We start from the raw sequence: 11,674 nt of genomic DNA on the forward strand, positions 1-11,674 counted from the left end.
TGGACCCAGGACGGGGCGTGACCGGCCCGCGCCCCGTTCACGCCCCGGTGCGCTCGCGGCTCCGCCGCCCCAGCAGCTCCGCCAGCCCCCGTCGCGTCGCCGCCAGGATCACCCGGTCACCGTCCTTCAGGACATAGCCGTCGGGCAGGTCCCACACCAGCCCGGACGGCCGGCCGGCGCCGGCGGCCTCGTCGTCGCCGCCCTCCGCCGCCGCACGATCCGACGCCGCCGTGTCCAACGCCAGCACCCGCCAGGCCCCCGGCCGGAACGCCTCCGCCACGGTCCGCCCCTCCAGCCGTGGATGCCCGCCGACATCCACCGCGGCGAACAGCAGCACCCGCCGCTCCACCGGAATCGCCCCCAGGATCTGCCGCCCGAACATCGCCCCGGCGAACGCGGGCGCCGCCAGATGGGACACGCTGCGGCTGCGGGTGAGCGCGTGCGGGTGCGCGGCCCGCAGGGTGCGGTACACCGCGGTCGCGAAGTCGTCGTCGTACAGCCGCAGCACCACCCGCAGATCCGGCCGCACCGACCGGGCGTACAGCACCGCCTCCAGGTTGGTGGTGTCCGCGCTGGTCAGCGCGAGCAGGGCGTGCGCCCGGTGGATCTTGGCGGCCTCCAGCACGCCCTCCTGGGTGACATCGCCCAGCACCACCGGCACCCGCAGCCGCCGGGCCGTGGCGAGCCCCCGCGCCTCCGGGTCGCACTCCACGCACACCACCGGGATGTGCAGCTCCCGCAGCCGGGTCAGCACCCGGGTGCCGATCTTGCCCAGCCCGAGCAGCACGACATGCCCGCCGAGCCCGCGCGGCGGCTTGCGCAGCGCGGACGCGCTCCGGAAGGTGCCGAGGCCCTCCAGCACCGCGGCCAGCAGCACCGGCAGCAGCAGCAGACCGACCAGCCCGGAGAGCAGTTGGAGCACCTGCCGGGCGGTGGACTGGTGGAGCGCGGGCTCGTTGATCGCGAACAGGTCGAGGAGCGTCACATAGGTGGCGTAGAGCAGATGCTCGCCGGTCACCACCTTCAGCGCCACGGCCAGCGCGATCACACACGCCACCAGCCCGAACAGCGACCACCGCAGCCGCCGTGAGAACAGCGAGGCGAACGGCAGCGCACCGCCGCGCCCGCTGCCCTGCGACGGCCCGGAGTACGACACCTGCTCCAGCACCACCGCGCCACGCCCGGTCGCGGCCCGTACCGTCGCCGCGTCCGGCAGCAGCTGCGGCCCCTGCTCCCCGCTGCCCTCCGAACCGTCCGCGCCGGCCGGGTCGTTGCTGGTCGCGGAGAGCAGCGCGAGCGTGGCAAGCCCGGGGTCGGCCACCTCGCCGGGTGCCGGCGGCTGCCGCTCCACCGCGCGCAGCAGCAGCCCCTCGGTCTGGACGACCTTGCCGGTCCCGGCGAGCGCGGTGGCGGCCAGCGCGGGCGCGGCCGTGTCGGCGTCGGAGAGGACGGTCGTCGAGGCGTCGAAGCCGGTGGCGGTCTCGCCGAGGGCCAGGGTGGCGGCCTGGTCGAGCAGTTCCTCGATGTGCTGGCCGAGGCGCCGGTTGTACAGGCGCAGCACCAGCCGCAGCCGGTGGTTGAGGCGGCGGGCAGCGAGGGCGGCGCGGATGTTGGTCTCGTCGTCGTCGTACACCAGGGCCAGTGCCGCCGCGCGCTGCACGCCCGCCTCCGCGAGCACCGCATCCGTCAACTCGGTGGCCTGGATGACACGTTCGGCCCCGGAAGCCCCCGAGGCGCCGGAGGCCCCGGGAGCGCCGTTGCCGTTGCCGCCCCCGTTCCCGTTCCCCCGGCCCACCGCGGCGTTCACCATGTCGAGCAGCGCCGCCGACGCCGCGCGCGCCCGTCCGACAACCGGCTGGCGCACCCGGCGGCCGGAGGGCGGGACGACGAGCGTGACCTGCTCGCCGTAGACGATCCGCAGCTCGGCGGCGAGCCGGTGCGCGAGCCCGTCGTCGCCGCACACCACCATGTGCGCCGTCGCGTCACCTGGCTGACCCTGATTCGGAACGCTGCTCCCCATGTGAGGAAACACTGCCCCAAAGGGACGAGTGGTTCCAGGAACTGACTGAACGTCCGCTCACCTACCGACGTACTGACCCACGTGGCCGACACCACCGACACCACCCCCACTCACCCCCCGCGTCACGACGAGCCCCGGCGTCTCGACTCCTCCCTCCTGCTCGCCCTCCTCCTGCCCCTGCTGCTCCTCGCCCAGGACCCGGTCCGCCGCGCTCTGGCCGCCCCCGTCATGCAGAGCTGGACGACGGTGTTCCTCGCGGTGGTCGTCCAGGCGCTGCCCTTCCTGGTCTTCGGGGTGCTGCTCTCGGCGGCGATCGCCGTCCTCGTACCGCCGTCCTTCTTCGCCCGTGCCCTCCCGGGCCGTACGGCGGCGGCCGTACCGGTCGCGGGTCTCGCGGGGGCGGTGCTGCCCGGCTGCGAGTGCGCCTCGGTGCCGGTGGCGGGCGCGCTGATGCGCCGGGGCGTCACCCCGGCCGCCGCGCTGGCCTTCCTGCTCTCCGCGCCCGCGATCAACCCGGTCGTCCTGACCGCGACGGCGGTCGCCTTCCCGGGCGCGCCGGAGATGGTCCTCGCCCGGTTCGCCGCCGGGCTGCTGGTGGCGTGCGCGATGGGCTGGCTGTGGCAGCGGGCCGGCCGCGCCGACTGGCTGCGGCCGCCCTCCCGGCCGGGGTACGAGGGGCAGGGCCGGGGCGCGGCCTTCTGGGGGTCGGTCCGGCACGACGTGCTGCACGCGGGCGGCTTCCTGGTGCTCGGCGCGGCGGCCGCCGCCACGCTGAAGGCGGTCGTACCGGAGGACTGGCTGCGCGCGGCGGCGGAGCACCCGGTGGTGGCGGTGCTCGCCCTGGCGCTGCTGGCCGTCGTGCTGTCGGTCTGCTCGGAGGCGGACGCGTTCGTGGCCGCGTCCCTGACGCAGTTCAGCCCGACCGCCCGGCTGGCGTTCCTGGTCGTCGGCCCGATGGTCGACCTGAAGCTGATCGCGATGCAGTCGGCCACGTTCGGCCGGGGCTTCGCGCTCCGCTTCGCCCCGGCCACCTTCGCCGTGGCCGTGGCGGGCGCGGTGCTGACCGGGGCGGTGCTGCTGTGAGCCGGGCGGCGCAGGCGGCGGTGCTGTTCCTGCTGGGCGCGGTGGTGCTGCACACCGGCGCCGGTGACGTCTCCCTGCGGTATGTGAAGGAGGGGCTGCGGCCGCTGCTGCTGGCGTCCGGTGCGGTGCTGGTCGCGACGGCGGCGGCGACGGCCTGGTACGCGCGCCGGGAACGCCGGGACGGAGCCCATGGGGCGCCCGGAGTCTCCTGGCTGCTGCTCCTCCCCGTCCTCGCCCTCGTCCTCGTCGCCCCGCCCGCCCTCGGCTCGTACAGCGCCCTGCGCACCGGCACCGCGCTGCAACGGCCGCCCGCGTTCGCCCCCTTGCCGCCGGGCGAGCCGGTCCGGATCGGGCTCGCCGACTTCGCGGCCCGCGCGGTCTACGACCACGGCCGCTCCCTCGACGGCCGCCGCGTCCGCGTCACCGGCTTCGTCGCGCTCGCCCCCGACGGCACCCCCTACCTCGTCCGGATGACCCTCAACTGCTGTGCCGCGGACGCCCAGCCGGTCAAGATCGCTCTCACCGGGCGGGTCCCGCCCGTCCTGGAGCCCGACGGCTGGCTCGAGGTCACCGGCACCGCCACCGACCGCCGCGCCGAGGACCCCGTGAACGGGCGGCCCGTGCCGTATCTGGAGGTCGTCCGCGCCCGGCCGGTCCCGGCGCCGCGCCATCCCTACGACGAGACCTGGAACAACTGACGGACGCGGGCCGTCCTCGGCACCGACAATGAACGGATGGCACCGGAACACGACAACTCTCTTACGGGGACGACGACTTCGCCGGACTCCTCCGACGTCGCCCGGATATGGGCCGACCAGGCCCGCTGGTCGCAGGCCGCGAACCGGGCCAAGGCGCGGATCGCCGCGGCCCGGCTGACCGCGCTGCTGTGCGGGCTGGCCTTCGCCGCGCTCGGCACCGGCGCCGCGCTGGTCATGGACGACCGTCCCGGCGTGGGCAAGGCCCTGGCGTTCGCGGCGGCGGTCACCGCGGGCTGCGCCACCCTCGCCGGGCAGTGGGCGACACCGGAGCGGATCCGGGACTGGACACGGCTGCGCTCGGTGTCGGAGGCGCTGAAGAGCGAGGTGTACAGCTGTCTCGCCGACCCCACCGAGGAGCGGCCGCGGCACCTCGTCGAGCGGACCGACGAGGTGCTGGCCGACGCCGGTGACCTGGAGCGGTACGTCGTCGGGCGGTCCGCGCCGGCCGGGCGTCCGCTGCCCGCCGTGGACGGGCTCGCCTCGTACATGGAGCTGCGGGTGCGGGCGCAGATCGACGGCTACTACCGGCCGCGCGCCGAGAGCTACCGGCGCAGGCTGGCCGTCGTCCGCGCGGCCGAGCTGGCGTTCGGACTGGCGGCGGTGGTGCTCGCGGCGTGGAGCGGCACCTTCGAGCACGCCGGTGCCGGGCGCTGGCTGGCGGTCGCGGCCACCGCCGGGATGGCGGTCTCCGCGCACGCCGCGGCGGCCAACTACGACTACCAGGAGCTGGAGTTCTCCCGCACCGCCCAGGAGCTGGAGCGGACCTGGTCCCGCTGGCGCCGCGAACCGCCTGCCGACCCGGAGTCCCGCGCCCGCCTCGTCGCCCACGCCGAGCACGTCATCTCGATTCAGAACGAGGCGTGGATGGTGAAGTGGCAGGAAACCGGCGGCCCCGGCCAACCGGTCGCCTAGGTACGGTCACGGCGTCCGTCGGATACGCGCCCGGCCGGTCCGTGTCCGCTCAGTCCCCGTCCGGCGGCGCGCAGTCCGCTGGATAGCGTGCCTCGGGTGCCCGCTCGCGCCACTCGGCCGGAGTGATCCACCGGTCCGCCAGGTCACACAGGGAGCGCTGCCAGGCGGCCGGGTCGGTGGTGATGCGGACGATCGCGTCGGTGCCGGGGACGATGACGCCCCGGCCGTCCGGCATGGTGTGGAACGGGCCCTCCGCGCTGGGCAGTCCGGCGAGCACCGGTCCCGGCGCCGACTGCCGGCCCAGCTCCCAGCGGCGTACCGACATCGTCGCGGGCTTCTCCAGGTCGGTGAGGTCGACGGACTGGGTGACGACCAGCAGGGCCCGTCCGTCGGGGGTGAAGGTCACGTCCCGGACGGTGCCGTCGTCGCCCGCGAGGTTCAGGACGGGCCCGGTCCGGCGGCGCGCGGCGACGTCCCAGACGGCCACGCCCTCGCCGTCCAGCGCGCCGGTGGTGACGATCCGCCGCCCGTCCGGGGAGAACGCCACCCGGTGCCCGGAGTAGGGGAGCCGGTAGCGCTCCCGGCCGGTGGCGGTGTCCCAGAGGGTCACGGTGGTCTGGCGGTCGGAGGTGACGAGGGTGCGGCCGTCGGGGGACAGCACCATGCCGTCCAGGTAGTTCGGGGTCTGGTAGGTGCGCACCAGCCGCCGGTCCGCGAGCGACCACTCGCGCACGCCGCCCAGTTGGGACTCGGCCGCGTAGAGCCGCGCGCCGTCCGGGGAGAACGCCAGCCCCACCAGATAGGCGCGCCCGTCGAGCCCGCTCGGACTGCGCAGGGTGCCGGTGCGGCGCAGGGACGCGGCCGAGAAGAGACCGATCTGCACGCGCATACCGTTGCGTTCGTCGCCGACGAGTTCGCCGACGGCGAGGGTGCGCCCGTCGGGGGAGTACGCCACGTTCACCCCGTGCCCCGCGAGCCGCCGCTCCTTCCGCGGCCGCCCGCCGCCGGCGTCGTACAGCAGCAGCCGCCCGCCGTAGTCGGCGACGGCGAGGGTGCGGCCGTCGGCGCTGAGGTCGCTGCCCTCCACCTCGGCGGAGCCGAGGCCGGGGGCCGCGACCCGGTCGACCACGCGCCCCCAGCCGTCGAGCCGCCACGCCCACCTGCCCTCGGCGGTGCGGACGACGGCGGCGCGCCGGTCGGGGCTGTACCAGACGGTGGTGATGTCGTCGAAGGACGCGACCGGCATGCCGTGCACCGGCTCGGCCTCCACCAGCGTCGCCAGGGCCTCCTCGCCGACGTTGGCGACGTCCCAGGGCAGCCCGCGCTCGGCCAGCTCGCGCGTCTCCACGGTGCCGAGGCGAACCTCGCGCCGGACGTCCCACACCTCGAACCGGTTGACGTGCTCCAGGGTCCTCACGGCCAGCCGGGTGCCGTCCGGGGACACGGCGGCGACCTCCCAGCCGCCGCCGGTGCGCACCGACCAGGCGGCGTCGGGCCCGGCCGGGTCCAGGACCTGGACCGCGGTCTCCTGCCCGCCGGGCCGCAGGGTGACGACCGGCCGGTCGTCGGCGGTCCAGCCGGCGAGCATCGGGCGGAGCGGGAAGCGGACCTCGGTGCCGTCGCCGACGGAGACCAGGCGGCCGGTGGCGTTGTCCGCGCCGGGCCCGTCCACCGCGCACCACGCGTACCGGCCGTGCGGGCTCAGCGATGGCTCGAAGCAGAGCAGCCCGCGGGGCGCGCCCCGGCCGTCGACGCGGGCGAGGACGGCCGTGGCGTCGCCCGTGGAGGCCAGGAACCGCCGCCCGTCGGGGGTGAGTCCGCCACGCGGCGGCAGGCGCCCCGGTGTGGCCTCCGGCCCGCGGCCCAGGGTCCGCCCGGTGCGGGTGTCGGCGATCCGCGCCCGCCCGGCGCCGTCGAAGAGCAGCACCCGGCCGCCGTCCGCGCTCAGCGCCCGCGCCGGATCGTGCGGCAGCTCGCCCGGCAGGGTGCGGCGCGGGGTCCACTCCGGCAGGTTCCAGATCCGGGTCCGGCCCGCGCTGCTCTCCGCGTACGTCGAGCCGTCCGCGCTGAACCCGGCGCCGCCCGCGGCCAGTCGGGGCCCCGCGTGCTGGAAGCGGACCAGCTGCTCCTGCATCGCGTCGCGCGCGGCGGCGGTGTCCGCCTGCCCGTACGCGGCCGCCGCGAGCCGGGCGGCCGCCGCCATGCCGGGATACGGCCGGGAGTCCGCGGCCTGCGCCAGGCTCTGGGACAGCGCCTCACGCCGCTGCCGCTCCCGGTCCTCCTGGGTGGCGACGGCGAACGAGGCCACCGCCGCGACGAAGGCGAGCGCGACCGCGGTCCCGGTCACCAGCCGCCGGGTGCGGCGGCGCAGCGCCCGCCGGCTCGCCTCGATGAACCGCAGCTGCTCGGCGGTGGGCTCGGCGCCGAAGTCCGGTACGGCCGGCGGGTGCGCCCGCCACGCCTCCGCCTCGGCCAGTTCGTGCCGGCGCAGCAGCCGGTCGGGGAAGTGGCCGTGGTGCTGCCAGAGGTGGGCCTGTTCGCCGAGCCGGGTGTGCAGCGCGACCCAGTCGTGCTCGCTCGCCACGAACGCCAGCGTCTCGCGCACGGCGGGCGCGAACTCCTCCGGGCGGTGCATCGACAGCCGCTGGAACCGGGTGAGTTCTCCCCAGTCGGCCGCGCGCATGGCCCGGGTGACGCCCTCGGCGGCGAGGTCCCCGTCGATCAGCACGGGCAGGATCCGCTTGCCGTGCTCCAGGGCCTGCCGGCACTCGTCCCAGCAGTACCGCGAGTCCAGCGAGGGGCGGGAGATCAGCACGATCACGGCGTCGCTGGCCCGGATCGCGTCGGACAGCTCCGTGCGCCACTCCCGCGACGGGCGGATGCCGTCCGTGTCCATCCACACGGTCTGACCGGCGGCCCGCAGGGCGGCGACGTACCGTTCGGCGATCGCCGTGTCGGCGTGCGCGTAGCTGAGGAAGACCTGGCCCGCCGGGCGCGGCGCGCGTCCGGTGGCCGGGATGCGGGTCAGGGCCGGTCCGCGCAGGGCGGCGGCGATCCCGCCCGCGATCAGCCCGGCGGCGGCGACGAGCAGCGGCCAGTACTCCTGGGTGACCGACGGCGCGAACACCGTGGCCTGTAACTGCCGGTCGGCCTCCCGCAGCACCTCCAGCAGCCGCCCGTGGCGCTCCGGCGGGTCCGCGACGCCGTACGCCGCGACCAGCACACCGGTCCGCGCCACCCAGGCCGCCGCGCCCAGCCCGGCCGCGCCGTACAGCGCCCAGCGGGCCACCGACGGAGGGTCGGGGACGCGCGGCGGCTCGGTGTGCCGCCAGGTGATGCCGGCGGCCGCCGCCGGTCCGACGGTCGCGAACAGCCCGGCGGCCACGGCGAGGGCCCGTAATCCGGCGCCCAGCGACGGCCACAGCGTCCACACCACCAGGCCGTACAGCACGGCGCAGGCCGCGAGCGCGGCGAGGGCGGGCGCGGACCGGCAGCGCCGCCAGGACCAGCCGGGGCGCACTCCCGCCGTCCGGCGGTGCCGGACCGCGTGACTCAGGGTCTCCCAGGCCGGATGGAAGAGGGCCAGCGCGGGCAGCAGGCCCAGCAGCGCCCCGTACGGCCCGAGCAGCGGCAGACAGACCAGCCAGCCCGCGAGGAGCGCGGCCGCCCACGGCACGCCCCGGCCGCGCAGGGCTTCCCGTACGCGCCCCGCTCGCGCGAGCGCACCGCCGCTCCCCATCCCAGCTCCCCGAGCAGCCCTGACGAGCCGTCAATCAGTAGTCCACACACTTGTGTTGGCTACGGCGATGGTAGTGGCGCGGGGTGACACTCCGGGGTGGATCAGTGGACCGACAGCCCGCCGTCCACGAAGAGCGACTGTCCGGTGATGTACGCGGAGGCCCGGCTCGCCAGGAACACCGCCGCGCCCGCGAAGTCCTCGGCGAGGCCGTTGCGGCCGATCATGGTGCGCGCGGCCAGCGCGGCGGCCTTCTCCGGATCCGAGGACAGCCGCTCGTTGAGCGGGGTCATCACGAAGCCCGGCACGAGCGTGTTGCAGGTGACGCCGTACGGCGACCAGGCCTCCGCCTGCGACCGGGCCAGCGACTCGAGACCGCCCTTGGACACGCCGTAGGCGCCGCTCTGCACGAACGCCCGGTGCGCCTGCTGCGAGCTGATGTGGATGATCCGCCCGAAGCCGCGCTCGGCCATGCCGGGCCCGAACCGCTGCCCGAGCAGGAAGGGCGCCTCCAGGTTGACGGCCAGGGTGGCGTCCCAGACGTCGTCGCCGAGTTCGCTCAACGGCGGACGGAGGTTGATCCCCGCGGAGTTCACCAGGATGTCCGGCTCCCCGAACACCGCCACGGCCTCCTCGGCGGCCGCTCGGACGCCCTCCCGGCTGCCGAGGTCCGCGGCGACCCAACCCGCCCGGCAGCCGTCGGCGACCAGCTCGTCCACGGTCGCGGCCAGCTGTTCCTTCCGCCGCGCCACCACCACGACCCGCGCCCCGGCCCGGGCCAGCGCCCCGGCGACGGCCCGCCCGATGCCGGAGCTGCCCCCGGTGACGAGGGCGACCCGTCCGTCGAGCGAGAACAGGTCGGACAAGTAGGTCTGCGTGCTCATTTCCCCACCCAGGATCGACGGTCGGCCCGGATCAACGTACGCCCGAGACAGGCCGTCTCTGGAATTCTGACGGAGCGTCAGCTATGGTCGCCGCGCCAAGCCGTCCGGGAAGGGATGAGCGACGTGCCGACAGACCACCGACCCCCCGGCCCGCCCCGCTGGGTCCTGCTGATCCACCAGCCCGCCGCGGCCTCCTGGCGGGTGTGCGCCGAGTCCCCGTACCGCGGGCCGGTCCAGTACGCGCTGGGCGAGATGACCCAGACGCTGCGGGCCCGCGGCGAGCACCCCGCCCTCGCGCTGTGGGGCCCGAAGGACGGCGCGTGGCACCGTTACGACACCGACGACACCCACGACACAGCCGCGCCCGCCCGGACGGCACCCGCCGCCCCGCCCCGCGAGCCCACCAAGCTGGCGGAACGCATGACAGACCGGCGCCACCAGGTCCTGATGGCGGGCCTCGGCAAGGCGGGCCTCTACGACCTCACGGACGACGACTGGACGGCCGTGCGCACCCTGGTGGACCACCTGGACGAGACCACCGTCCGCCGGCTGGCGCACTGGCTCACGACGGCCGGCACCGCCTCCTGACCGGATTCGCGACCGCGCCCGCAGGGCAGTTCAGCGGTGACGACCAGCTGACTCGCGACCGGCCTGGAGGGCGCACATGAAGGTCTCCGTCGACCCCGACCGCTGCTACGGCTCCGGCGACTGCGTCTACCGCGCGCCGCACGTCTTCACCGTGGTGGACGGTTTCGGCGCCGTCCTGCCGGGCCGCGAGGAGACCGACGACGACCCGAAGGTGCGGGAGGCGGCCGAGGGCTGCCCGTCCCAGGCGATCAGCCTCACCGAGTGAGCGGGCCTCACCGAGTGACGGGCCACCGCCACCCGCACTCCGCCAGCGCCCGCGCCCGGGCCTCCGCCACGGCCATGCGGGCCGTGCGTTCCGCCGTCTCCACGTGGGCGGGCTGGCCGGTGACCTGGCCCTCCCACTTGCGGTAGAGGAGTCCGGGCTCGTGGGTGAACCAGCCGCGGCTGACCGCGTCCAGGGCGAGCAGCAGTCCCGTGTCCTCGGACGCGGGCAGGGCCATCCAGCCGCCGAGGGCGAGGAGGAGGTCGCGGCGGGCGCAGAGGGAGGCCGGGTGGACGGGGGCGCGGTAGTCGTGGGCCGACCAGTGGGCGAGGACGGTGCCGGGTTCGATGGGGCCCTCGTCGGGGTCGCCGGGGAAGCCCGCCGTGGAGCCGTCGGGGAGCAGGTCGAGGACGCGGGAGGTGGCCCAGCCGAGGGCGGGGTCCGCTTCCAGGGCGGCGAGGTCGCGGGCGAGCGCGCCGGGGGTGAGCCGGTCGTCGGCGTCGAGGACCTTCACGTACTCCCCGTCGGCGCGCGCGAGCGCAAGGGTGCGGGCGACTCCGGGGCCGCCGGGCCGGCCCTGGCGGAAGGAGACCCGCGGGTCGTCGGGGACGTACGGGCGGACCTGGTCCGTCTCGCCGTCCTCCTGGATCAGCCACCGCCACTCCCACCCGGCGGGCAGCCGCTGCTCGCGCAGGGACGCGTAGGCCTCGGGCAGGAACCGCGCCGACGGGGCGTGCACGGCGGTGACGACGATGACGCGCCCGGTCACGGAGGCGCTCACCACCTTTCCAGACGGGTCGTGAAACGCAGCTCGGTGCGGTCGCCGGGCAGCGTCAGGAAGGCGACGTCGACCACGCGGCCGTGGATGTCGTACGACGTCTTGCGCAGCAGGAGCACCGGGGTGGTGGGCGGGATGCGCAGGTCCCGGGCCTCCTGCGGGGTCGGCGGGCGGGCGGTGACGCGTTCCTCGACGCGGTCCACCTCGATGCCGACGGTGTGCAGCTGGCTCTGGGTGCCGCCCGGCCATGGCTCGTTGGCCTCGTCCAGCAGCTCCGGGTTGGCCTCGATCAGATCGCGGCGGAGGTAGGAGGTGACGAGGCCGAAGGGGGCGGGCTCGGTGGTGTGCCGGGTGCGGTAGGTCCGCTCCAGCAGTGGGGTGCCCTCCGGTACGCCGAAGGCCTCGGCCAGTTCCCGGGTCGCCCCGGTCTGCCGGTACGACGCGGAGAACACCAGGTCGTCGGTGGCGAGGCCGGTGTCGCGCTCGGTGGCGCCGGTTCCCGCGCGGGCCGGGCGCGGCCGGCGGGCGCGGTCCTTCTCCCACTGGTGGCGGCTGTTGTCGCGGACGGCCGGGGTGCGCCGCGGTCGTCGTACGTCCGTTGTCTCTTCGTACCCCTGGGACACCGCCCCAGCCTATGCGGAGGGCGGCCGTCC

The 11,674-nt window shown here is 75.9% G+C and carries 10 protein-coding genes; 5 read left to right on the forward strand and 5 right to left on the reverse strand.

The window, feature by feature from the left end:
* Positions 1 to 37: 37 nt before the first annotated feature.
* Complete coding sequence (locus tag ACZ42A_RS36600; RefSeq protein ID WP_468531746.1) at positions 38 to 1,969, reverse strand: NAD-binding protein; 1,932 nt, start codon at positions 1,967 to 1,969, stop codon at positions 38 to 40.
* A 132-nt stretch (positions 1,970 to 2,101) separates the two neighbouring features.
* Between ACZ42A_RS36600 and ACZ42A_RS36605 the strand changes: the two genes are divergently transcribed.
* The 3 genes from ACZ42A_RS36605 to ACZ42A_RS36615 are packed head-to-tail and all read left to right on the forward strand — an operon-like array spanning position 2,102 to position 4,773.
* Positions 2,102 to 3,103, forward strand: coding sequence for a permease (locus tag ACZ42A_RS36605; RefSeq protein WP_468531674.1), 1,002 nt, complete (start codon positions 2,102 to 2,104; stop codon positions 3,101 to 3,103).
* Positions 3,100 to 3,801 (forward strand): TIGR03943 family putative permease subunit, encoded by a 702-nt coding sequence (locus ACZ42A_RS36610; protein ID WP_468531675.1) that lies wholly within the window; start codon positions 3,100 to 3,102, stop codon positions 3,799 to 3,801. Before ACZ42A_RS36605 ends, ACZ42A_RS36610 begins: the two co-directional genes overlap by 4 nt.
* A 36-nt stretch (positions 3,802 to 3,837) precedes the next feature.
* Positions 3,838 to 4,773, forward strand: coding sequence for a DUF4231 domain-containing protein (locus ACZ42A_RS36615; RefSeq protein ID WP_468531676.1), 936 nt, complete (start codon positions 3,838 to 3,840; stop codon positions 4,771 to 4,773).
* A 49-nt stretch (positions 4,774 to 4,822) separates the two neighbouring features.
* Here ACZ42A_RS36615 and ACZ42A_RS36620 read toward each other — a convergent pair whose 3' ends face one another.
* Complete coding sequence (locus ACZ42A_RS36620; RefSeq protein ID WP_468531677.1) at positions 4,823 to 8,512, reverse strand: TIR domain-containing protein; 3,690 nt, start codon at positions 8,510 to 8,512, stop codon at positions 4,823 to 4,825.
* Positions 8,513 to 8,613: 101 nt separating this feature from the next.
* Entirely contained in the window at positions 8,614 to 9,393 is a 780-nt protein-coding gene (locus ACZ42A_RS36625; RefSeq protein ID WP_468531678.1) for an SDR family NAD(P)-dependent oxidoreductase, read from the reverse strand.
* Between the two features lie 114 nt (positions 9,394 to 9,507).
* Here ACZ42A_RS36625 and ACZ42A_RS36630 point away from each other — a divergent pair, with 114 nt between their 5' ends.
* Positions 9,508 to 9,981, forward strand: coding sequence for a hypothetical protein (locus tag ACZ42A_RS36630; protein WP_468531679.1), 474 nt, complete (start codon positions 9,508 to 9,510; stop codon positions 9,979 to 9,981).
* 76 nt (positions 9,982 to 10,057) lie between these two features.
* Positions 10,058 to 10,246, forward strand: coding sequence for a ferredoxin (locus tag ACZ42A_RS36635; protein WP_468531680.1), 189 nt, complete (start codon positions 10,058 to 10,060; stop codon positions 10,244 to 10,246).
* Between the two features lie 7 nt (positions 10,247 to 10,253).
* Here ACZ42A_RS36635 and ACZ42A_RS36640 read toward each other — a convergent pair whose 3' ends face one another.
* Positions 10,254 to 11,012, reverse strand: a complete 759-nt coding sequence (locus ACZ42A_RS36640) for a glycosyltransferase family 2 protein (RefSeq protein WP_468531681.1) — start codon at positions 11,010 to 11,012, stop codon at positions 10,254 to 10,256.
* A gap of 8 nt (positions 11,013 to 11,020) precedes the next feature.
* Positions 11,021 to 11,644: a UTRA domain-containing protein gene (locus tag ACZ42A_RS36645; protein ID WP_468531682.1), complete on the reverse strand. Its 624-nt coding sequence runs from the start codon at positions 11,642 to 11,644 to the stop codon at positions 11,021 to 11,023.
* Positions 11,645 to 11,674 lie beyond the last annotated feature (30 nt).

The organism is Streptomyces sp. NPDC030838, from assembly GCF_055572035.1.